This is a genomic window from Pseudarthrobacter sp. 902506025 (assembly GCF_040702325.1).
GTDB lineage: Bacteria > Actinomycetota > Actinomycetes > Actinomycetales > Micrococcaceae > Arthrobacter.
Genome location: NZ_JBFBKW010000011.1, coordinates 1 through 23,040, shown reverse-complemented (window position 1 = coordinate 23,040; position 23,040 = coordinate 1). Strand labels below are relative to the sequence as shown.

Genomic DNA, 23,040 nt, shown 5'->3' with positions numbered 1-23,040 from the left:
CACTTCCTACAGCGGCCGGCCCCTCCAAGACTCAGCATCTACTCGCTTGATCTGCGTAGCCGGGAACCAGTCCACCTGATAGTTCCGCTGTTCATCGGTCCACTCCACAAGGCCATAGGTCCTCGTGTACCGGATCGCACGACCATAGATCTCGCCGACACGTACTAGCGGGGCAGTTCCAGCGACGAACTCCATGATCTTGCCATCGTCTGGCCTGGGGTGGTTGGACTCCGCGTTCACTTGGGCCATCATGCGGTTGAAGCCGCCCTCATCGAACTTGTTCACGGCTTTAGTTTAGAACATATATTCGAATTAGGTCCTATGGGCCGTCCGATACGATCAGGCTTGCATGTCTAGTCAATTCGAAGGAGAAAAGTGTCTGACGCAGCATCGATCATCAACAGCATTGCCCGGTACTCAAAGGCAGAGGAGGTAGGTCAGCTTGTCGGCCAGTACAGGGCTTACCTGAATGGCGAAGAGATCAAGGTCGAGATCTATCACCGGCCTACTGACGGTCACTACCAGTACTCGGTGGACGCCTATGTAAGCGACGATCCCACACGTCGTGGCTTCGGTAACGGCGGGGCGACGATTGACGAGGCTTTGGCTACGTACCACTGGGACAAGCTCGCCGGATAAGTAGAGCGGCCCGTCGGCAGCGATTGGGGGAACGCTGCCGACGGGCCAACATCGAGCATAGTGCACCCGTGATGTCGGGGTTGTGGTGTATGGCTCCAAATACCAGCTTCGAGCTCGCTGAACGGTAAAGTCATCTACGCCGCGCGGGTGCCTCAAGGCCAGCGTCGGCCTCGATGATTTCAAGGAGTATGGTGGCACACCTCGACACGCTGATCGCGATGATCCCGGATGAGAAGCTAAGGAACGATATCCAAGCCCAGGTCAGCAAATTGACCGCTAAAGCTAGCTTTGGACTCGTCTACCAAGAGCACCACCCTGAAACAGTCCAGCTCCCCGGCTTCAAGGTCACACGAGGTAGCAAGGTTGTCTTCAAGGACGGGACGACTCCCGGCATCTGGACCGTACTCAAACTTGCTGACGACATCGCGACGATCGTCCGGACAGGTGACACCAACGAACGCACAACTGCCAACGTTGAAAACCTTGTTCTTATCCGTGAGTTCGGTGATCCGATCTACCCAGGACTCAAGAGCGTAGGCAGTGTGACTCGTGGTGGTGATAAGCCGTTCCATACGGTGATCAACGCCGAGAACTTCCACGCAACAGAGATGTTGCTATATCCGTACGAAAACAAGATCGACGCGATCTACATTGATCCCCCTTACAACACAGGATCAAAGGACTGGAAGTACAACAACGACTACGTAGACACCGAAGACACCTACCGCCACAGTAAGTGGCTTGCCATGATGGAGCGAAGGCTTAAGGTGGCGCAGCGTCTGCTCAACCCACGCGGCTCTGTTCTTATCGTCACCATTGACGAAAAAGAGTACCTGCGCCTTGGGCTCTTGCTTGAAAAGGTTTTCGACACCGCGAAGATCCAGATGGTGACTTCGGTGATCAACACTAAGGGCGTCGCTAGAGGCCGAGAGTTCTCGCGCGTTGAAGAGTACATCTACTTCGTTTACATAGGTGACCAGGGACCTATCCCAACGTCTGACAACATGCTTGGCGTACCTGATGACAACGCGGGACCCGAAACAATATGGCTATCCATGCTCCGTCGAGGAACCGCCGCTGCCCGTGTCGATAGGCCAAGCATGTTCTACCCGATCTTCGTTGACCAGGAGTCAGGGGCGATTCATTCGGTAGGGGAGTCGCTGCCGCTGACTGCTGACAGGAGCACTGCTGCTATTCCCGATGGCTGCGTTGCCGTTTGGCCGCTACGAACCAACGGTAGTGAGGGACGCTGGCAGATTGGTCGAGAATCCTTCATTGCCGCTGTCGCCGAAGGTACAGCCCGACTTGGCCGGCGAAACGCGCGCACAGGTCAATGGGCGGTCAACTACCTGAATGAGGGTGCTAAAGCTCGGATCGCGACCGGTGAGATCGTCGTGACTGGCAAGGACGCTACGGGCGCACTGATCATCGACGCACATGCTTCAAGTGAGAGGCTGACTGCCGCGCGGACAGTATGGAACCGTTCTTCGCACGATGCCAGTACCTATGGCACGTCGCTTCTATCGCAGTTCTTGCCCGACCGGAAGTTCCCGTTCCCTAAGTCTCTCTATGCCGTGGAGGATACCCTCAGGTTCTTCGTCAAGGACAAGCCCGACGCTACCGTTCTGGACTTCTTCTCGGGATCAGGTACGACAGCTCACGCAGTTATGCGGCTGAATCACCAGGACGGCGGACGGAGGCGGTCAATCCTCGTGACCAACAACGAGGTATCGCCTTCCGAGCAGACCGATCTCCTCAAGGCGGGACTCGAGCCAGGACAAGATGCCTGGGAAGCCCGCGGAATCTTCGAGTACATCACTATGCCGCGCATTACTGCCGCCGTTACCGGAGTTAGCTCTACAGGCAAGCCGATCCAAGGTGACTACAAGTTTGTGGACCAGTTCAAGATGAGCGATGGCTTTGAAGAGAACGTCGAGTTCTTCAAGCTGACCTATGAAGACAACCAGCTCGTGCGACTCGGCCGGAAGTTTGAAGCAATCGCTCCTATCTTGTGGATGCGCGCTGGCGCTGAGGGCGAGCGAATCGATGTACTTCCGGAAGATGGATGGGCGCTGCCTAAGAAGGGTTTCTATGGCGTCCTGACTGATATCGACCAGTGGGAGCCATTCGTCGATTCAGTCAACGCTCGCGATGATGTTCGCTGCGTCTTCATCGTCACAGACTCGCAAGCTGAGTTCGAAGCTATCAACGCGCAGATCGATCAGGGCATCGACTCGGTTAGGCTCTACTCGGACTATCTTCAGTCGTTCGAGATCAACACGAGGCAAGGCTAGACACTTATATGAAATTCAAGCTCCGTGGCTATCAGGCGGTTGCCAAACGCGACGTACTCGAAGACATAAGTGATGCCCTGCAGCGGTATATAGAAACAGATGGTGAGCGCGTCACGGCTGTTCAGCTGACCGCACCAACTGGATCTGGCAAGACGGTCATCGCCTCGGCCGTCATTGAAGCGGCACTTTTTGGCGCCGACGACTTCACGGCTAATTCCGACTGGACGTTCCTTTGGGTCTCCGACGATCCTTCGCTGAACGAACAAACGTCACGCAAGTTCTTGACCGCCTCCGACAAGATCTCGCACGGCACGATTGAAATCATCGAGTCTAGCTTTGATCAGAAGGTGCTGGATGGAGGGAAGGTTTACTTCCTCAACGTCCAGAAGCTCAACTCGAGTGCTCGGCTGTCCAAAGAGGGCGGAGATCTTCGCGAGTATTCATTCTGGTCGACACTGACGAATACCATCGAGATGAAGCCCGACAAATTGGTCATCATGATCGATGAGGCCCATGTCGGCATGAGGACGGAGCGATCACGCGACACCATCGTCTCCAGGATTATTGGTGGCGCTAAGACTGGCCGTCCGCCAGCGCCAGTCATCGTCGGTATTACTGCCACGCCCAAGCGCTTTGAAAAGGCCATGGACGCCATCAACCGCCGTGTGAGGGCTACGCGAATTGGCGTCGACCAGGTGCAGGCATCAGGGCTGTTGAAAGACGGCTTGGTTCTCGCATCGCCTCAGCAGATAGCGGCTAACTTCAACGAGTCCGCCTTGCTTCGCCATGCAGTATCTACCGTGCGCCGCTACGAACAAGAGTGGGCGGCCTACTCTGCACAGAACAACGAACCTCAAGTATTGCCGGCCATGGTTATCCAGGTAGCCAACATGCCCTCGGATGACGAGCTGTCTTCAATCATCAGCGTCGTGCTGGAGTCATGGCCTGGTCTCAAGACGCACAACATCTGCCACACGTTCGGCGAGCACAGTGTGCTCCAGGTCGGCAGCTACGCCATTCCTTACTCGAACCCTGAAGATATTCAGGATGACCTCGATATCCGAGTCGTTCTTTGTAAGCAGGCGATCACCACGGGCTGGGACTGCCCTCGTGCTGAAGTGCTGCTGTCGTACCGCAAGGTAGAAGAAGAAGACGCCATCACGCAGATCATCGGTCGTATGATCCGTACGCCTTTGGCTCGCCGCGTAGAGCAAAATGAAGCGCTCAATTACGTGCACTGCTTCTTGCCCAGGTTCAATAAGGCAGGCGTCAAGCAGATTGCAGACCGCCTCAAGCTTGGTGACGATAGCTTCCGCCAGGAATGGGTACACCCCGAAACCTTCGACAAGGACACACTGCCTGAGCTCGTACCTGCCGTTCCATCGACTGAGATGACGCTAGCGGGAAGCACTCTGGCCAAGCGTGCCACGACGTTCAACACAGGCCTTCGTGAAGAACTGCTCCGCCGCAAAGAAGCGGAGCACGCCGACGCCAAGCTCTTTGACGACGAGACTGAACAGCCGACAGGCAAGCCCGAGCCCGTTGAAGTTCCGGAGCCGGTAGAAGAGCTGATCATCGTTGAAGAACAAGAACTTACCGATGGACCTGGCGCGACGGGCGTCAGCGTCATTACGCAGGAAAACGTACGCCTCACTCGGAATCCACTAATCGATTCCAGTGTGTTCGAGAATCTCCTTGAACTGCCCTCGTACGTAATCCCCGGCGTCCAGTACCGGACTCAGGTTGATCGCCTCAAAAACTTTGCGACCTTGCTTACCGGTGGCGGAAAGAATGCAATCCTTCAGGGTGCCTCGAAGATGGCGAACGATCGTCTGCTTCAGGTGCTCAAGGAAACGCGCGTCCAGCTCGACGCCAGCGATAAGTTCCAGGAGCAGGCCGACAAGCTCGCCCATTTCTTCATTGAGAATGAAGTGACGACGCTGTTTGATGGCAACGCTGTGCTTGAAGTTGACCAGCTTGAGGAAGTGGAGATCGACAGTAAAGGCGTTGAGCAACTGTTCGCCCAGGCAGAGCGTCGTATTGGCCGCACCATGGCAAATGCTTACCTGAACGAGCGCTATGAAGAAGACGGCGACACCTTCACGATGATGATGTCGGTAGCTGTCGTAGCCCACCAACCTGGCGTCAAGGAAAAGCTTGAGCAGGTAGCCAACGCCACGATCGTGGAGTGGTTCAAGGAATACCAAACACAGATCAACAAAGCTCCAGCAGCACTCAAGGCTCAACTGGATGAGGTGCGATCTGAAGCCACAGAGCCAGAGCCAACGGTCATCTCACTTGCCGACAACAAGCCGTTCCCGGTGGCAGAAGTCGTCTGGCCGAAGCACCTGTTGTCCTCTCCTACCGGCGACTACCCGGTGAAGCTCAATGAGTGGGAAATCCACGTTCTCGATACTGAGCTGAAGGATGCCAACTGCTTGGGCTGGTACCGGAACCCTTCAAGTGGATCAGGCGCATTGACGGTTCCATACAAGATGAATGGCCGGCACCGCGGACTTACGCCTGACTTCATTTTCTTCCACCAGACCGACGACGGCGTTGTACCTTCCATTCTTGATCCACACGCCCAGAGCCTTAGTGACTCGATTCCAAAGCTGCGAGGACTGGCGAAGTACGCCAAGGATCACGGTGACCAGTACCAGCGCATTGAGTCGATCATCAAGGTAAACGACATCTTCTACTCACTGAACCTGAAAGATTCTTCCGTTCAAGCTGCCGTCGCAAGCTACAGTGAGGCTCGGCCTGAGGGTCTGTACGTGGAGCACGCGGGCAAGTACTAGAACCAGAGTTTCTATTTGAAACGCACTGTTTCAGCCGCCCGCCACGGCAAAGCTAAGCTGGCCTGCCTCGCGGGTCTGAATCGGGTCTCCTAGTGCCAATCCTCTTGCTGTAACCGATCACCAACCGATTGAGGCATTGTTGAGCAGGAGTCTTTATCGAAGCGGAAAGCTGCATGATCCGCGGCTGTATCGGTGATCCCAATAGTCGCCACCGTAGCCTTCCACCCTCCAAGCCCTTCTATCTGTCGCGGCACGTGGACGTTTGCTGCTCCGTTCACATAATCCGACACCAGGGGATGAGCGAGGGGACCAAGATAGATGCCACCGTCTTTTGCGCGCTGCACCAGGTTAGGCAGCGGCAGTACTCCCATTAGTTGGGCAGCCTGATACTGAGTTATGTTCCATGGCGGGTTGCCGAAGTAGTACCAGGTGGCCGCACAGATGCCATACAGCTTTGGGCCGAACTGCGCGTAGTTCAGGTACAGCTCCAAGATGCGCTTATCCGACATGATCATGCTCAGCTCACTAGCAAGGCCGGCCTCCAGCGCTTTCCTGAATGCACTCTGCTCTGGCCATAGGTAGATGTTCTTTGCGAGCTGCTGCGGAATCGTAGAGCCGCTAGGGTCGGGCTTGCCCTCGGAGTATGCCTTGATCCTGGCATTGAAGTCGTCCATGTCGAACGCACCAGGGCGAGTCCCGAGCTGCTGATCTTCGTGCGCGATAGTAGCGGCCAGTACATACCGGCTGATGTGGTCGATCGAGACGTACTGGTACACCACCGGCTCACCAGATTGGAGCATGTACGAGGTGCGCGGGGGAGTCCCCCATATGTACGGGACTGTGACCAGGAGATTGAGCGCGACCAGTACGAGAAAGAGCTTGAAGCACCATCCGAAGAATCGACGGATAGGGTGTCTCTTTCGCTTTGTGGGGCGAAAAGGTTTGGACTGCGTGGCCGGAACTGCTTCAGTTGCCATGTGCGGACTTTCACGAAAAGAATACTCCCTATTCGAATTAGGAAGGTAAAAGAATTATACGCAATAGGCTATTTCTTCGACTATAGAGGGAATTTGAATCAACTCTTTTAATCTCGCGCCATCTGTGCCATAAATAGAGGCACAATGCCAGACCAAGCGACACCAGACATACCAGAAGAAAAGAACAAGGGCGGGCGGCCGCTCAAATACAAATCAGTTGATGAGCTCCAAGTTGCTATCGACTCATACTTTGATTCCTGTGATCCACACCTGGAGTCTCGTCTTGTTGAATCGGGCATCAACGAACGCGGCGAGACCATCTTTGCTCAACGCAAGGTGATGACCGAGCAGAAGCCCTACACGGTTTCCGGATTGGCAAGAGCACTCGGGATCACGCGGGACACCCTCTTGTCCTACTCCGAACGTCCTGAGTTTCTCGACTCGGTAGAGGCCGCCAAGGAGCGTTGTCACGAGTGGGCTGAGAACGCCCTCTTTACGAAGAGTGCCACCGGTGCTGCCTTCAGCCTCAAGAACAACTGGGGTTGGAAAGAACGTCAGGAGATAGACCACACGTCTGACGGTAAGCCGATGCAGGCGCTCGTGGAGATCGTCCGTAGTGGGGACAAACCAAGTACGGATTAAGTTCCTCGAAGAATACGAGGAACTGTTCAACGAGTCCTGGCGCAACATCGTCTTCTACGGTGGTCGTGGCTCTGGTAAATCTCAGCACGTCGCCCTGGCACTGATCCTTCGTGGCCGGCAGAAGCAGCTGCGCATCCTCTGTACCCGCGAGCTGCAGAACACCATCGCTGACTCGGTGCACAAGCTCTTATCCGACATCATCAACAACAACGGCTTCACCGACTACGAGATCACCGACAAGATCATCCGGAACACCATCACTGGAACTGAGTTCTTCTTCAAAGGTCTTCGCCACAACTCCACTGAGATCAAGTCCACCGAAGGTATCGACATCGCCTGGGTGGAAGAAGCCCAAAGCATTAGCGAGTCGAGCCTGAAGCTGCTCGTACCAACGGTGCGCAAGCCTGGAAGCCAGCTGATCTACACCTTCAACCGCATGAACGAGCTGGACCCTGTCTACGTGCGCTATTGCAAGACAGACCGTGCCCGTACTTATGTTCGCAAGGTCAACTACGACGTTCTGGAACGAGCCGGCCTCTTTCCCGTTGAACTCCGTGAGGAGATGGAAGCGGACAAAGCCGCGTCACTGGATCTCTACGCTCACGTGTGGCTTGGCGAACCCGTATCCCAAGGTGACAACGCCATCCTTAGCCGTGAAGCCATACTCGGCGCTATGGAGCGTTCTGTTGACGATGAGGGCGGCGTTGAAATCGGCGTCGATGTTGCTCGTATGGGAACTGACCGCACGATATTCAAGATGCGGAAAGGCCTACGGGACCTGCGAATGAAGACGTACACGAAGCTAAGGACTACCGAAGTGTGCGACAAGCTCGAACTGTTCGTGGACCACAACAAGACGGTGCTGATCAAGGTTGACGACACCGGAGTTGGCGGGGGAGTCACGGACGAGATGATCCGTCGCGGCTACAAGGTCATGCCGATCAACTTTGGAGCCAAGGCTTCTGATCCCGACAAGTATCCAAACCTCATCAGCGAGGCATGGTTCTATCTAGCAAGCATCATCGAGTCGATCCACATTGAGATGGACGATGACCTTCTCATGGAGCTGTCGAGTCGCCAATGGAAGATGGACTCCAAGGGCCGTCGAGCTGTCGAGAGCAAGGACGACTACAAGAAGCGCGGATTCAGATCACCAGACAAGGCTGACGCGTTGATCATGTGCTTTTACAACAACGCTATTGGACCTTTTGAAGCTCCTAGTGAAGCAACAAACGCCTTTGGTGGTGGCATTACATCGGGATTGTTAAACACTCAGTTCTAGTTTATATTGCAAGTAGATGGCCAGTAATTCTACACGGAAAAGGAAACAACTAGTCGGCCCAGAAATGGGCGACTCTGGTACTCATATTTTCGCTGGTGTTATCACTGGTGAAGAGTACAACTTCGATCTGGCCGGCCGCAGAGCCCTCAAGATCTGGGAACAAATGCGCCGCAGCGATGCCAGTGTTGGTGCATCGCTCAAATCAATCAAGTACCCGATCAAGGCCACCAAGTTCTATGCGGCACCAGCGAATGAGGATGAAATCAATTTGGAAGCATCCGACTTCGTCCACTGGAACTTGTTCAGCCGCCTCAAATGGAAGAAAGTCCTAGGAGAGATCCTCACCTACTTGGAGATGGGTTACGCCATCTTTGAGATGGTGTTTGAAGTTGAGATGGTTGACGGCATTGAGCGCATCGTGCTCACCAAGCTTGGCTTCCGCAAACAGACAGGCCTCGAAGCTTGGCAGGCGGGTCCAGATTTACCAGGTATCACTTTCCGCAAATCGACCGGCCAGAGCGTCGGCATTCCACTCGACAAGCTTATTGTCTTCACCAACGAGCAAGAGGGCGACAACTACGAGGGTGTCAGCATCCTACGTACCGCCTACAAGCATTGGTTCTACGTGGATAAGTTCGATCAGATCGACGCTTTAGGCCACGAGCGCCACTCTCTTGGCGTTCCGAAGATCAAGTACCCGCGGACTGCTACCGATCCCGAGCGAGAAGCTGCTCGCAATACAGTCCGCAACCTCCGTGCCAATGAGCAGTCCTTTATCGAGGAGCCTGAAGGCTGGGAAATCAACTTCATGGACATGCAGTCGCACAGCCTCAAGGACATCGGACCTAGTATCGACCGGCATGACCGGCAGATCACCAAGAACGTCCTGGCTCAGTTCCTAGAGCTTGGTTCGAGCGGTGCCAGCGGTGCACGCTCTGTCAGCGAAGACCAGCACATCCTGCTGAACCAGTCGATTGAGTCTGTCCTCGACTACATTGCCGACACGCTTGGCTACGTCGTGAAGACACTCGTTGATCTCAACTTCACTGTTGATCAATACCCGACGATCAAGCACGGCGACGTAAACCAGAAAGACGTCACTGCGCTAGCTGAAGCTGTCGCGAAGTTTGTTGATGCCGGTGTCATCACGCCGACCGAGGCCGACGAAGACCACGTACGTCAGTTGATCGAGTTCCCGAAGTTGAGTGATGAAGACAAGGCGCAACGCACTAAGAATCAGGCAGTAGCTACCAAAGCGTCGGTGGCAGCCGACATATCCGCCCCACACCAGCACGTCGCTGAGGACGATTCGATTGGTACCCCTATCCCGACTGAACCTAACAAGCTCAAGACGATGGCCGGCAAAGTCTCAGCATCACTAACGAGGCTTCTCTATGGCGACAAGAGCAGAGCTGCTTAGAGCACGCGAAGAGCTGCACATAGCCATTCACGCAGCCGAGGAGTGGCAGGACAGCTATAAGGCGAACCAGGACACGTTCCGGCAGCTTCTCGTGCTTGCGGCACGTTTAGAAACAGCCTCAGGCGAATACTTGCATGAGCTGGCGACCCGAGCGTTGGACTATGTTGACTGGTCCCGCTTACCTGAACCGATCAAGGCTGACAGTGGTCCGGTCTTCAACAACGACGACCCAGTGTGGAAGCGCGAGGAAACCATACTGACCGCTGCCGTCATCGACATTATTACGGATCTTGTGGCCATAGGCGCAGTATCAGGTGAAGCCCTCTATGGGTATCCGGCAGGCTACGCAGGTATCGAGTATGCCACTCTCGATGTAGCGATCCAGAACGCAGCTCGCTGGCACACAGCGCAGCTTGTCTCTCGGGTGACAGAGACGAGCCGCGATCTCATTCGCCAGGCAGTGGCCAAGAGCATTTCCATGGGGGAGGACGTTCACGAGGCCAGGCTGCGAATCCTGGAAGAGATCGACAACCCGATACGTGCTGAACTCATCGCCCAGACGGAGCCGGTCAACGCTTACCAAACGGGACTCAAGCACTATGCCAAGTCAACAGGTGCCAAGACCAAGACATGGGATGGGCTTAGTGGCGCATGTCAGATTTGCTCACCGCTTATAGGTAAGACGATACCGATTGATGATCTATTTCAGCTGCCTAATGGACGGGTAATTGATAGGCCCGCAGGTCATCCACGCTGCCGTTGTAGTCTGATCTACGACTATTAGGAATAATTCCTATTGACTTCTATTCCCATATTTAAGACATTAAGGGTATATGGCGATAAAAGCATTTCATAACCTAGTAAAAATTAGCGCAGATGCCCAGGGCAATGCGCCTAAAACTATTGAGTTACTTCGCGCCGGAACCTGGAACACTCCATGGCACGGCGAGTTCGAGATCACTCCGGACGACATCCAGCAGTTCATCGTCAATGCCGACAAAGGTGTTGGTCTTGTAGAAGCCGATCCAAAGATCCCACTCAACTACGGCCATGAGTCTTGGGACAAGGCAGCCGGTTGGATGCCGAAGCTCTATGCCAGCGACGACGGCGCAGCACTCCTCGCTGATCCTGAATGGACCCCAGCAGCTGAACAGGCGATCAAAGACGGTGAGTGGAAGTACATCTCACCAGAGTTCAACCCTCGCTCTTACCCATGGGAAAACCCTGAGCAAGAGTACGAGTTTGTCAGCAACGTGCTTACGGGTGCTGCACTTACCAACATTCCTCTTTTCAAGAAACTGAAGCCAATTACGGCGTCCCGCCTTGAACCTAAGAAGGTGAAGGCGAGTGCCGCTGGCAACAGTGATAAAAGTAAAGGAGAACACATGACGTTAGAAGAAATTCGCGCCAAGCAAGTTGCCGACCTAACGGATGATGAGAAGTCATTCCTGGCCGAGCACAAAGCCGAGCTGACAGCTGAAGAGCTGACAACGTTCGGTTTGGCAGAGGAAGCCCCTGAAGTACCAGAGACTCCCGAAGAGCCAGAAACACCAGAGGAACCGGAGACACCGGAAACGCCTGGCACACCAGTTGAAGCGAGTGCCCTCAAAGGCATCACTGCTGAAGAGCTAGAGCAGCTTCGTGCTGACGCCGCTGCTGGCCGCGAGGCACAGCAAGAACTGGCGCAAACAAAGGCCAGCGCCTTTGCCTCAGCTCGCATTGCAGCTGGCCAGATCAAGAGCGGACAGAAGGCCGACCTAGTCAAGATCCTGCTCGCTTCACGCGGCGACGATCGAAAGACCCTGGAGACGTTCCTCGAATCTCTACCAGAGAACAAGCTCGTCACTGCCGGTGAACTCGGTGATGGCGGCGCAAATGTTGTCGCTGATGCAGCGCAGGTTGTGGATGAGCGAGTACGCAAAATCCTTGCCGACGCCCGCACAGCAGGCAAAGCAAAGTCATACGCCGAAGCCCGTAAGGAGGTGCTCGACGCCGACGCAACACTAAAAGATCAGCTCAAGGAGGAGCAATAACATGGCATTCCAATCAGGTGAACGCTACAGCGCTACCGCAGGTGCAGACCTGACCGGCAAGCAGTACCACATCGTAAAACTAGACGCTAACGGCGAAGTCGTACTCGCTACGGCTGCCACAGACGCCATTCTCGGTGTCCTGGACAACGCTCCAGTAGCCGGCCGCACAGCAGATGTTGTTCTGCTCAACGGCTCTGGCTCGTTCAAGGTCAAGCTCGCAGCTAACACTGCAAAAGACGCGTATCTAACAACCAATGGCAGTGGTCAAGCAGTTGTTACATCGACCGCAGGCCACCGTGTCATCGGTCGCTTGGTTCGCGCGGGCTCAGCTGGCGCGATCGGTGAATATATCAAACTAAACGAAAAGTTCTAAGGAAGGCATAACTGAATATGGCCAATCAACCTACCTACGTGGATCAAGCGCTTACCAATGTCGCTAACGCGTGGTTCAACGATCAAGAAGACTTCATCGCTGAGAAGCTATTCCCAGTGGTGCCAGTCACCAAACCAACATTCCTCATCCCAGAGTTCGGCAAGGAGAACCTAAACCTTCCAGCTAACTCTGTGCGCACAGGCCTCTCAAAGGCTAAGAGCATCTCACAGACTCGTTCATACAAGAACGCTCAGCCACTTGAAGAGCACGCTCTCTCGGGCTACGTCACTAAGGATGACTACCAACTCACTGACGATCCATTCGTCCCTGAGTCAGATGAAACTGAGAACATCTTGTCTGTCATGGCACTCATCGATGAGAAAGCACTTGCAGACAAGCTAACTGATCCATCTGTCATCACCAACAACCGCACCCTTACAGGTACAAGCCGTTGGTCTGACTACGCTAACTCGAATCCTTTTGAAGATATCCGCACAGCCGTTACGTCAAGCAAGTTCTTGAAGTACAACACGATGGCATTGAGCCGTGAGGGTTACCTTTCGCTCATCAGCCACCCAGACATCTTGGATCGCCTCAAATGGGCCCAGGGTGGTGCTGTCAGCCTTGAACAGCTCAAGCAATTGTTTGGTCCGTTCGGCATCAAGAACATCTACATCGGTCAGGCTCGCGCCAACTTCGCTGAAGAAGGCCTTACAGAAGACATTCAGAACATCTGGGGCGACGACGTACTGTTCGGCTACGTAACTGAAAAGCCAAGCCGCAAGGCTGTCAACGGTGGTTACAAGTTCCAACTCCAGAACGCTCGCGAGACCACAAAGGAAAGCTTCAACAACCCATCTCACACAGAAATCGTGGTCACTGACTACTACAACTACGAGATGATCATGGCCGACGCTTGGTACCTCTTGAAGGACGCGTTTGCGACTGGAGCTTAGTCGTATGGCTAGTGGAATTAGCAAGATCAAGTACTTGGTAGGAGCGATTGCTCCTACCAACCTCAGGAGCGTCGCCGTCACTGTAAATGCAGCTGCAACCAGCGGCACAGCAACAGTGAAGGCCGGCGCCAAGATCCTCGGAATCCTGCCAGCAGGTAACCAGGATCAGTTCGTGGACAACGTAGCGATCAGTGGTACCACCCTCACGGTGACCCTTAGCGCTGCGGCAACCGGAGCGAACCAATTCAACGTAACTGTTCTGGAGGTATAGCCATGGCAGACACAGTAAAAGGAACAGCTAAGAGCGAGATCAAGCTCGACGGCGTTGTCTACAAAGTGGGCGACACCCTCGAAGCTCCGAAGGCAACGATCAAGCGACTGATCCGGATCGGTGTTGTCGAAGATCCAACAGTCAAGGAAGCGGCGGAAGATGCTGCCAAAGCCGAGACCGAAGCTGCTGAAGCTCGGGCTAAAGCAATCACTGATGAAGCCATCGCTCAAGCAGACGCAAAGGCGGCGGAAATCGTGGCTGAAGCGGAGGCCAAAGCTGAAGAGATCGGTGGCCAGGCGGAAGCGGCTGCTGACGACGTGGTTGCGGCTGCCAAGGCTAGCGCGACTGAAGTAGTCGCCGAAGCTGAGGCGCAAGCTGCAAGGCTTGTTGAAGCCGCTAAGGCAGAGGCACAAAAGATCACGGACGCTGCCAAGAAAGCAACTGCTACCAAGTAGACATACGTCTATCACCTAAAAGAGCACCATTGTCGGTGCTCTTTTGCTGTGCAAACATTTTCCTACGTTCTTTCCCATCAGCCGCACTTGGAGCCAAAGGAGTCGCCATGACAGAGCAGGCCACCGAATACGATCCAAGAATGGCTGGGAAGCTTCGTGCGATCCAGAGGCTGCAGCATTACGGGGTTGACCACGATGAGGACCAGCTCATGAAGTCAGATGTGGTTGATGCGGCCATCGAAGAAGCCTTGAAGCATCTGGAAGGTGATGAACCGCCTCAATTCGTTGAGTACCTAGTCGAGACTGTGGCGTTCGCGGCTATGACACGAGAGATTACCGGACACGGGAGCCTTGGTCAGGAGCTGTTGGCGCGCATCAAGGAAGTCCTGCGTGAGGTGTTCGACGGCTTGATATATCGGTGATGAGTACGCCACAGCGACCGGGGCAAGGCAATCCGGAGACAATAGGACTTCGGCTAGCGAGCTATGACCGGTGGAAGGAGTTCTGCGCCTATCTCGGTGGTGGCATCGGTGCCTTGGTCCTGTTCGGAGACCTGGCGAAAGACTCATTCGAAGCTGCTCCGCACTGGATGAGAGCGCTGTTCATCACGCTCATTCTGGCTGCCGGTATCTTCCTTGGCAGAGCGTTCTTCGGTTACGTGTTTGCCTCAGCGGAACTAACCAAGAGGCAACTGACCGATAGCTTGGCGGTGACAGATCCCGTGCCGGGTGGTCGTTGGCTCAAGTACCCCCAAACGTCTTTTATTTGCTATTGGATTGCACTGGTTTTGAGTTTTGCTGCGGCTTTTCTCCTTTGCGCAGCTGCATGGCAGACCTGATGCTCTTTTAAATTTGAGCGAATGGTGCTTTATTGAATACATATGGCAAGTACTCTCCGCATCGACTCATTCCATGAAATCAACATCGTTGAGCGCGGCGAACTTGCTGCCGATCTTGCCGTTGGAGCTACGGCTCTCACACTGCGCAGCACACAAGGTTTTCTGACTGGCCAGACCCTCTATGTCGGTATCTTGGCTCGTGAGGGCGTTGAGAAGGCCGTTATTGCGTCCGTTCCTGACGAGACGACTATCAACCTGACTCAGCCAATCAAGTTGCCACACGGGCGCTATGAAGCGGTCACGGCAGTACTTGGTGATCAGATCCATATCTACCGAGCGGTCAATGTTGACGATTCAATACCTGCCGACGACAGCTTTACGGTCCTGGCTACTCGTGAGATCGACCCCGACCAGCAATCGACATACTTCACGGACTCGGCCGGCTCCTCTGCCTACTGGTACCGATTCACCTACTTCAATGCCACGACTATGGCAGAGACACCACTTACTGCCCTAGATCCAGTACGCGGCCAGGACTTCCCTCACTACGCCTCGATCGGAGACATTCGCCAGGTAGCGGGTCTTCAAAACGCCGTCAACCTTGCAGACAGATCTGTAGAGCTATGGCGTGGAGTTGCAGAAGCAGAGATCAACAGCGCCTTGGCTGGCTCGTACGCCGTGCCGTTCAACCCCGCACCGGCCATCGTGAAGAGCCTGACTCTTGAGCTGGCAGCAGCGTTACTGCTTGTCGATGCCTTTGGACAAAGCGCATACGGAAAGCGCCTCGCAGACGCCAGGGCGAGGCTCATGGAGTACCGAGATAAAACTGCCACCGTCACAGACGAAAACGGGCAACCTATCTCGACGTCAAACTCGATTACTGGATGGCCTGATGATTCGGCACCCCGATCGTTCTATATCGGGCAGGTGTTCTAGCTGTGAGCGAGATCCAAGTAAGCATCTCTGGCGATAAAGAGCTCGTTAGGAAATTTCGTACCTTCGCTGCTGGTCAATTGGACCTGCACCGCTCGATGGGTGCAACTGGTCTGTATCTGACCCGCTTCTTCGCTGGCGAGGTCTTCGCCTCACGCGGTGGTGTCATCGGTGCAAGGTGGCCGCGGCTCAATGAGAACTATGCAATCTGGAAGGCTCGCCACTGGCCAGGAAAAGTGCCCCTGATTCGCACAGGCCTAATGAATCGGAGTTTCAAACATCAATCTACAAAGCTCACGACTTCGTTATGGAATGAGGCCAAGTATTTCGAATATCACCAGGACGGCCGAGGCGTACCGCAGCGCGTCATGATGAAGGTTGATCAACAGCGTGAAGCCCGCATCGTAAAGTACATCGTTTCTGATCTGACCACTCAAATGGATCAGAAGGGACTGCTGTGATGCCAAGCCAGTTCGAACCAACTACGAGTCGTATCCTGCGCCTGATGAAGGACACATTTGGGGACCGATTCAGTACCTATTACGACGGTGATCCAGAGTCAATACCAACCTTCAACCTGCCGTGCCTCATTGTGACACAGGCAAGTGCCGAGATCATGGAATCAGCCATGAACGAAGACGATGTCACCGATTCAATCACGGTGAAGGTTGTGCTCAACAAGCGCGATGACTTCACGGGCGACAAGGTAGATCCCTTGAACCTCACTGATAAGAGAATTAGAGATCTGGTTATCCAGCGGGATACTGCGACAGGCCAATATGACGAACTGACTGTAGTGGGAGCTATCCGCAAGTTCGGTATCGATGGTCTTCGACAGGATGAAGGCATTACTGCCGTTGCTCCAAGCCTCAGTATTGAGTACGGAATCAACCCACGCCCGGCTGAGAACACAACCTTTGCCGATATCACCGCAGAAGGCCACGTGACTTTCTCTATCCAATATTCACTCGACACTGATTAGCCTTTAACAACTAGTGCGATTGATATACATTGAAACTATGGCAAAGCAAATCAAAGATAAGAAGTCAAATATTGAAGCAGCTGAAGCTGTTATTAGTCCTAACCGAAAGTACTTTCTTCCACTAGAAGGTGTGACGGTCGAGGCTGATGATGAGCTAGAAGCTGCCACTAAAGCAAAGCAGCAGAAAGAAGCAGAGGTAGGTGATGACATCATTTAATTCATACAAGAAGAGGCGCGAAGCGATCGTTATCGGTCCTGAGAGCGCACCAGGCACAGTTGCAACGAAGCAGTACTCATACCGCTGGCTCGACAAGGGCCTCAAGCCAATCCCAGGCATCCTCGAGAACGAAAGTGCCATGGGATCAGACGTAAAGGTCAACGACAGCGCAATCGACGTCTGGCACAGTGAGGGACCACTAGGCGGCAAAGTCACCGAAGACGGTATCGGATGGCTGGCAACCGGCATGCTCAACAAGGTCACTACAACGACAGCAACACTAGATGTTCCTGTGGCTAACACGCCGTCTACTGCCACGACAGGTGGAACGCTCGCCGCCGCGACCTATTACTACGTACTCGTGGCCATCAACGCCAGTGGCCAGACAACGAAATCCAATGAAGTATCAGTAGTGACCACAGGTTCGACTAGCACTACGACGATTACATGGGCTGCCATCACGGGTGCTACTGGATACCGTATCTATCGAGGTACAAGTGCGGGTGCAGAGAACACCTACTTTGCAGTTGGAGCGGTGACCACTTTCACCGATACCGGCGCAGCTGGTACGGGCGGTACACCACCTGTTTCCAACACCGCGACGACTTCCCAGAACAAACACGTCTTTAGCCGCGACCAGACGATTGCTCGCCGCACTCTATCTGTTTGGGACGTCCGCCCAGTGAGCACTCGCCTCTACAAGAGCTGCTACATGGACAACCTCACGGTCAAGGTTGAAGTAGGGGAGAAGGGCGCTTGGCTCGAAGCTACTACGGCGCTCAAGGGTTGGAAGCATGCAGACGTTACTGGGGTGACGCCGGCTTTCAAAGTAGGTGAAAAAGAGTTCACAAGCCGCCAGGTAGCGGTGTACTTAGCCGACAACGTAGCGGGGCTCTCTACGGGCAAGATCAAGCCAAAGAGCATCACCATTCAGATGGAAGAGGGCACTACGGTTGACCACTCGCTCGGTGAGACCAACGATGATCCTGAGTTCGACAGTGCACCAGCTGAAGTCAAGGGCTCGATGGTAATCAAGTACCGCAAGACCGACTTTGAAGACGACTATTTCATCAACAAGGTGCATGCGCTGAAAGTCGTCGCTATCAACGGCACGTCCAAAGTTGAGTGGCTTGGTACAAAGGTGCGTTTCCGCGAGCTGACTGACTCTGACGGCCGCGACGATATCGTCACACAAGAGATCAGCTTCTACTTCGAGGCAGATGATGCAAACTCTGGCAAAGATATCGAGATGACCGTTACTAACGACGTCGCCTCTTACGCAGCCTAGTTCCATTGAACTAATAAGTGCCCCATGTTTAAATGAGGGCACTTATTATTTTAGAAAGGATTTCTATGGGTCTAAACATTATTGCCAATCGAAAACTGGGCCTCAAAGGTTTTGCTGAAGGATGGGATGACTGCTATCTCATGGTGCGGGGAGTCAATGAGGCTAAAAGACAGGAACTTCAGGACAAGCTCACTCCGGACACAACAGACGCAGAGGCTGCAGAGGTGATGCGCCAGGCATGTCTCGACGTCATTACCGGTGGTCTTGTAATCACGACGAGCGAAGATGGCACTACTAGCAGCGTCACAGTCGACCGCAAGGACGTGCCAGACGTCGTTGAAGCTCTCAATCTGTCTTGGCAGCAAGAAGTAGTCTCAGTCGCCACAGGTGCAGACCGTTTAAAAGCGATGTCGAACTAAAGCCGGATCAGCTGCACCCCGAGCTTGCACGCTATGAGGAGGCGTTTGAGGACTATTTCAAGCATGGACTGTCGCTCGCTTCTTTGCCAGATGACATACAGAAGGACATCCTCGATCTTGAATATCGCGAAAGGTTCGGCCTCGGCGTTGAACAGTTCGAAAGGGAACCTTGGGAGAGCGTGTATCTGGCCCAGCTCAAGTGGCGAATGATTGCGGAGCGCGATGCTCAACCGCAACATGAGGGTGATAGTAGTGACGATAACTGGGGATATGAGTAACCAGACTGGATAAGGCGACTAGCTATAGCAGCTAGTCGTTTTGCATGTTAAATTGAAGATATAGAGACAGATATAAACAACTGTCACTGAGCAATACCGCGTGGCCAATAAGATCAATATCGTTATATCAGCAGAGGACAAGGCTTCAAAGCCTATTCGAGATGTTACTAACGAACTTGATCAAGGCACTGGCAAAGCCAATAAGTTTAGCGGTGCGCTCGGATCTATGGGAGCGGTTCTTGCTAAGACGGCTCTAGCTGTCGGTGCCGCTGGAGTTGCTGCCGGAACGTTTGCGGTCTCTAGTGCCGCCAATTATGAGCAGTCTCTCAATGTCTTCCGCTCTGTGTCTGGAGCCACCGTAGAGCAAATGAACGCCGTGGCCTCCGCTTCTCGTGCTCTCGGCAACGACATGTCACTGCCTGGCGTGAGTGCCAAAGATGCTGCCCTTGCAATGGTGGAACTCGCAAAAGCGGGTCTCTCGGTCAATGACACTATGGCTGCATCTAAGGGTGTTCTGTCCCTGGCAAAGGCCGGGCAGATGGAGACGGCTGACGCAGCAGAAGTAGCAGCCAATGCCCTGAACTCGTTCGGATTGGCTGGTAGTGAAGCTGGACGTGTAGCTGACCTCTTAGCCGCAGCCGCAAACGCTTCGAGCGCCGATGTAAAGGACATGGCATACAGCCTTCAGATGTCCAGCGCTAGTGCCGCTGCCGTGAAGGTGCCAGTTGAAGATCTCACCACAATGATCGGCGAGATGGCGAATAACGGTATCAAGGGTTCAGACGCCGGTACGTCGCTCAAGACCATGTTCATGAACCTGATCCCGACTACGGATAACGCCAGGGCTGCGATGAAGAAGCTCAACTTGGACTTCTATGACGCCAAGGGCAACTTCGTAGGCGTAAGGGAGGCAATCAACCAGTTAGAGAAGGGCACTAAGAACCTCACTGACGAACAAAAAGCACTGGCGATCCAAACGATCTTCGGATCGGACTCGTCAAGGGCGGCAAACATCCTCATCAAAGAGGGAGTTGCCGGCTACGACCAGATGTCTGCCGCCGTTAACAAGCAGGGCGCAGCAGCAGATCTAGCTGCCGCCCAGAACGCGGGCTTCAAAGGTGCTATAGACGGCCTTCAGAGCTCGCTTGAGACCGTGGCAATAGATGTCGGTATGCAGCTATTACCGTCCCTGACGTCCCTTGCCACTTACCTGGCCAAAAATGTCGAGCCAACCTTCAACCGCGTGAAGAACGTAGTCGTTGGCGTCGGCAAGCAAGTGTGGGACTTCTTACAGCCAGGCGTCATGAGCTTGGGTGATGCCATTGGCAACCACCTGCTTCCTGCTGTCATGGGATTCCTCAGGAGTGACTTTGCTCGGTTCCTTGGCACTACTCTGGTGGCTGCCGTGCGCGTTGCAATGGCTGTCCTAGATGCGGGCATTCGCGTAGTTACCACGTTGTTCCAAGCCTTTAGCGGTGGGGCTCCGATCCTCATAGCGGCGACGGTGGCCTTCGTCGCATACAACGTGACCATGGGCGCCGTAACTCTCGGAACTAAAGCCCTGGCCGCTGCTCAGCTCGCACTCAACGCAATCATGAGCTTAAACCCCTATGTCCTAGTGGCGGCTGCAATAGGCGGGCTCCTAGTGGCCTTTGCGTCCATCGTGACCAGCTCAGGAACCGTTAGGAAATCCACAGAGGATCTTGTCGCCGCTCACTACAACCTGAAGCAGGCGACGGACAACGTCAAGAATTCAGAGCAGGCACTCACTGACTCACGTCTTGCAGCTGAAGGTAGCCGCATTGCAGTGGAGCGAGCAGAAGAACGCCTTGCACAGCTGCGCAGCAGTGGCAAAGCATCTGCACTCGATCTGAAAGAGGCGGAGTTCAATCTCCAATCGAGCAAAGAGAATAGTAAGCGGGCCAGTGAAGACCTCGCGAAAAAAGAGGCTGAGAACGCGGCCAAACGGGAAGAACAGGCGAAGAAAAAGGAAGCGCTGGCTAAGTCTGAAGCCGCCTTCCGCGCTGATTTTGAGAAAACGTCCCAAGCGGTATCGAACCAGAAGAACGACTGGATAGGCATTAACAACATCGTTGGAAACCTCAACGGCAAGAAGTTCGGGTTTGAGCTGAACATGAAGTCCAACGTCTCGCCATCTGACATCCAGTCGGCCATAAATGCTGGCTACAAGAGTGGCGCGCCGTTCAAACACGCAACAGGAACTACCTACGCTCCAGGTGGGCGAACAAGGGTCGGTGAGCATGGTGCAGAAGACGTGATCATGCCCCAGGGGGCTCAAGTAGTGCCTGCCTATAGAACTCGGGCTCAAGTGTCGAGTGGCGCTGGTGGCAACACCACCCTCTACGTCGGGCAGATCAATAACTACACAGAGACAGACAACAAAGTGTTCCTCACCGACATCGGTCTCATGCTGAGGGCCTACTCATGAGGATCTGGCTAGGTAGTTTCCTCTTGAATGATCCAACTAACCGGGTCTACTTAGATGAGCCAATCGAGGGATTGGAGCTACCAAGCGTCCGCACCAGTCGGGGACAGCGTGCCGGTCAGAGCGGCAGCTACATCGGTGCTCAGTTTGATGATGCTCGCTTCATCACGCTCAACGGGCATATTTGGAGCTCTGACATAGCTGAGGCCAAGCAGAAGCGCCGAGACATCCAAGAAGCGCTTCCGCTCCATCCAGACTCGATTACCGTGCGTATCGACGACGACGATGGCCGTAGCTACGAAACCGTTGTGCAGTACGTCGACTTTAAGATGCCGATCAACCGGGCGAAGTTCCGCCATGTATTCAAGATCAACCTGGAAGCAACTGATCCAACGCTCTACGACATGTCAGCCGGCTCTGCACTTACTGCCACGATCCAGAAGGCCATTCCTGGCGGTATCCAGTTCACCAGCACATCGCCACAGTTTGATGCCAGCTTCCAGTTCACACAGACGCAGTCCATAAGCGTTGTGAACAACTCGAGCCCGAACGTGGCGTATCCGGTCATCACGATCACGGGCCGAATCACCAACCCAGTACTTACGAACCAAGCCACGGGCGACAGCTTCTCACTGACGGGCTACGCCGTAACGGGCAGCACTGACGTCACGGTAATCGACATGGCTAACCACACGGTCACGCTGAACAACGGCAACGCCTTTGGCTACGTGCCTCTGACGGCCGAATGGTGGGGCCTTATGCCTGGCGACAACACGATCGACTTCACCAGCGGAAGCGGCTCCGACGTGACGACAGCGGTGATGACCTGGCGGCCAGGATATAGGGGCATCTAGGCATGGCGAGCAAGACTACATTCGGCGTCGAGCTTTGGAGTGCCAGCGGTACCCGCATCTGCGAGATCACTCACCTAGTCCGCAATCTCTACTTTGCCGAGGAACGCAACGAAGCGGAGCTGCTTCAGTTCAGCATGGATCTTGACGCCTTCGAGAACTACCTAGAGAACCAGGTGAAGACAAGCGTTTTGTCGAGCTTCAGGGAAGGGCAGACAGAGATCAAGGTGCGCATGAACGGTGACTATCTTTTTGGCACGCAGCTCTACTACGCACCAATTGACATCAACAACGACGGCTCACTCAGTGTCTCGGTCAACGCTCAGGGTTACCTGAACTTCTTCGCCAGCCGCTACCCAGATCCAGCCATTGCGTACACCAATACCGAGTCGGTGGCTATTTTCTTTGGTCTTATCAACCAAGCTCAGGCGGTGACCAATGGAAACTACGGCATCATCGTCCCTGGCAGCGGCTACTACGCGACGGACAAATTCCGCAGCCTCACCTACGAGTACTACACCAGCTCAACCAAGCTCAACATGCAACGCCTGGGACTGCCCCTGCTTCTGTTGACTCGGGGTCTTAGGCCGCAGTGAGCGCGGTCCGGTTGATTGTTTCATATTCGACGGGCGTGAGTTTTCCCAG

General features: G+C 54.3%; 25 protein-coding genes. 23 read left to right on the top strand and 2 right to left on the bottom strand.

Annotated elements, in window-relative coordinates:
* Window positions 1-6: 6 nt before the first annotated feature.
* Window positions 7-285, bottom strand: coding sequence for a hypothetical protein (locus AB0280_RS17595; RefSeq protein ID WP_366368124.1), 279 nt, complete (start codon window positions 283-285; stop codon window positions 7-9).
* A 90-nt stretch (window positions 286-375) separates the two neighbouring features.
* Between AB0280_RS17595 and AB0280_RS17590 the strand changes: the two genes are divergently transcribed.
* From AB0280_RS17590 to AB0280_RS17580, 3 genes are all read left to right on the top strand, one after another.
* Window positions 376-639 (top strand): hypothetical protein, encoded by a 264-nt coding sequence (locus AB0280_RS17590; RefSeq protein WP_366368122.1) that lies wholly within the window; start codon window positions 376-378, stop codon window positions 637-639.
* A gap of 188 nt (window positions 640-827) precedes the next feature.
* Entirely contained in the window at window positions 828-2,933 is a 2,106-nt protein-coding gene (locus tag AB0280_RS17585; RefSeq protein ID WP_425328622.1) for a site-specific DNA-methyltransferase, read from the top strand.
* Between the two features lie 8 nt (window positions 2,934-2,941).
* Window positions 2,942-5,734: a DEAD/DEAH box helicase gene (locus tag AB0280_RS17580; RefSeq protein ID WP_366368119.1), complete on the top strand. Its 2,793-nt coding sequence runs from the start codon at window positions 2,942-2,944 to the stop codon at window positions 5,732-5,734.
* An 89-nt stretch (window positions 5,735-5,823) separates the two neighbouring features.
* Here AB0280_RS17580 and AB0280_RS17575 read toward each other — a convergent pair whose 3' ends face one another.
* Window positions 5,824-6,711: a biosynthetic peptidoglycan transglycosylase gene (locus AB0280_RS17575; RefSeq protein WP_366368118.1), complete on the bottom strand. Its 888-nt coding sequence runs from the start codon at window positions 6,709-6,711 to the stop codon at window positions 5,824-5,826.
* Window positions 6,712-6,855: 144 nt separating this feature from the next.
* Between AB0280_RS17575 and AB0280_RS17570 the strand changes: the two genes are divergently transcribed.
* The 20 genes from AB0280_RS17570 to AB0280_RS17475 all read left to right on the top strand — a co-directional run bounded on the left by AB0280_RS17570 (window position 6,856) and on the right by AB0280_RS17475 (window position 22,991).
* Entirely contained in the window at window positions 6,856-7,353 is a 498-nt protein-coding gene (locus AB0280_RS17570; RefSeq protein ID WP_366368116.1) for a terminase small subunit, read from the top strand.
* Complete coding sequence (locus tag AB0280_RS17565) at window positions 7,328-8,635, top strand: PBSX family phage terminase large subunit (protein ID WP_366368115.1); 1,308 nt, start codon at window positions 7,328-7,330, stop codon at window positions 8,633-8,635. Before AB0280_RS17570 ends, AB0280_RS17565 begins: the two co-directional genes overlap by 26 nt.
* A 16-nt stretch (window positions 8,636-8,651) precedes the next feature.
* A complete protein-coding gene (locus tag AB0280_RS17560) occupies window positions 8,652-10,055 on the top strand; it encodes a phage portal protein family protein (protein ID WP_366368113.1) in 1,404 nt (467 codons plus the stop codon).
* A complete protein-coding gene (locus tag AB0280_RS17555; RefSeq protein ID WP_366368112.1) occupies window positions 10,030-10,839 on the top strand; it encodes a phage minor head protein in 810 nt (269 codons plus the stop codon). The genes AB0280_RS17560 and AB0280_RS17555 overlap by 26 nt, the downstream gene beginning before the upstream one ends.
* A 49-nt stretch (window positions 10,840-10,888) precedes the next feature.
* A complete protein-coding gene (locus tag AB0280_RS17550; protein WP_366368111.1) occupies window positions 10,889-12,088 on the top strand; it encodes a phage protease in 1,200 nt (399 codons plus the stop codon).
* Between the two features lies 1 nt (window position 12,089).
* The gene (locus tag AB0280_RS17545) at window positions 12,090-12,461 is read left to right on the top strand and encodes a hypothetical protein (protein ID WP_366368110.1); all 372 of its coding nucleotides are present in this window, start codon (window positions 12,090-12,092) and stop codon (window positions 12,459-12,461) included.
* 17 nt (window positions 12,462-12,478) lie between these two features.
* Window positions 12,479-13,417, top strand: coding sequence for a hypothetical protein (locus AB0280_RS17540; protein ID WP_366368108.1), 939 nt, complete (start codon window positions 12,479-12,481; stop codon window positions 13,415-13,417).
* Between the two features lie 4 nt (window positions 13,418-13,421).
* A complete protein-coding gene (locus AB0280_RS17535) occupies window positions 13,422-13,688 on the top strand; it encodes a hypothetical protein (RefSeq protein WP_366368107.1) in 267 nt (88 codons plus the stop codon).
* A gap of 2 nt (window positions 13,689-13,690) precedes the next feature.
* Window positions 13,691-14,143, top strand: a complete 453-nt coding sequence (locus tag AB0280_RS17530) for a hypothetical protein (RefSeq protein WP_366368106.1) — start codon at window positions 13,691-13,693, stop codon at window positions 14,141-14,143.
* Window positions 14,144-14,250: 107 nt separating this feature from the next.
* A complete protein-coding gene (locus tag AB0280_RS17525; protein WP_366368105.1) occupies window positions 14,251-14,565 on the top strand; it encodes a hypothetical protein in 315 nt (104 codons plus the stop codon).
* Window positions 14,565-14,981: a hypothetical protein gene (locus AB0280_RS17520; RefSeq protein WP_366368104.1), complete on the top strand. Its 417-nt coding sequence runs from the start codon at window positions 14,565-14,567 to the stop codon at window positions 14,979-14,981. Before AB0280_RS17525 ends, AB0280_RS17520 begins: the two co-directional genes overlap by 1 nt.
* Window positions 14,982-15,023: 42 nt before the next feature.
* Complete coding sequence (locus AB0280_RS17515) at window positions 15,024-15,917, top strand: hypothetical protein (protein WP_366368103.1); 894 nt, start codon at window positions 15,024-15,026, stop codon at window positions 15,915-15,917.
* A gap of 2 nt (window positions 15,918-15,919) precedes the next feature.
* Entirely contained in the window at window positions 15,920-16,375 is a 456-nt protein-coding gene (locus tag AB0280_RS17510) for a hypothetical protein (RefSeq protein ID WP_366368101.1), read from the top strand.
* Between the two features lie 44 nt (window positions 16,376-16,419).
* The gene (locus AB0280_RS17505; RefSeq protein WP_366368100.1) at window positions 16,420-16,896 is read left to right on the top strand and encodes a hypothetical protein; all 477 of its coding nucleotides are present in this window, start codon (window positions 16,420-16,422) and stop codon (window positions 16,894-16,896) included.
* 37 nt (window positions 16,897-16,933) lie between these two features.
* Window positions 16,934-17,113 (top strand): hypothetical protein, encoded by a 180-nt coding sequence (locus AB0280_RS17500; protein ID WP_366368098.1) that lies wholly within the window; start codon window positions 16,934-16,936, stop codon window positions 17,111-17,113.
* Window positions 17,097-18,401 (top strand): hypothetical protein, encoded by a 1,305-nt coding sequence (locus AB0280_RS17495; protein WP_366368097.1) that lies wholly within the window; start codon window positions 17,097-17,099, stop codon window positions 18,399-18,401. The genes AB0280_RS17500 and AB0280_RS17495 overlap by 17 nt, the downstream gene beginning before the upstream one ends.
* A gap of 32 nt (window positions 18,402-18,433) precedes the next feature.
* Window positions 18,434-18,820, top strand: a complete 387-nt coding sequence (locus tag AB0280_RS17490; RefSeq protein ID WP_366368095.1) for a hypothetical protein — start codon at window positions 18,434-18,436, stop codon at window positions 18,818-18,820.
* Between the two features lie 378 nt (window positions 18,821-19,198).
* Window positions 19,199-21,547 carry a phage tail tape measure protein gene (locus tag AB0280_RS17485; protein ID WP_366368093.1) on the top strand — a complete coding sequence of 783 codons (2,349 nt, stop codon included), beginning with the start codon at window positions 19,199-19,201 and terminating at the stop codon, window positions 21,545-21,547.
* A 23-nt stretch (window positions 21,548-21,570) separates the two neighbouring features.
* On the top strand, window positions 21,571-22,398 hold the full coding sequence (locus AB0280_RS17480) for a phage distal tail protein (protein ID WP_366368092.1): 828 nt from the start codon (window positions 21,571-21,573) through the stop codon (window positions 22,396-22,398).
* A 2-nt stretch (window positions 22,399-22,400) separates the two neighbouring features.
* Window positions 22,401-22,991, top strand: coding sequence for a hypothetical protein (locus AB0280_RS17475; RefSeq protein ID WP_366368091.1), 591 nt, complete (start codon window positions 22,401-22,403; stop codon window positions 22,989-22,991).
* Window positions 22,992-23,040 lie beyond the last annotated feature (49 nt).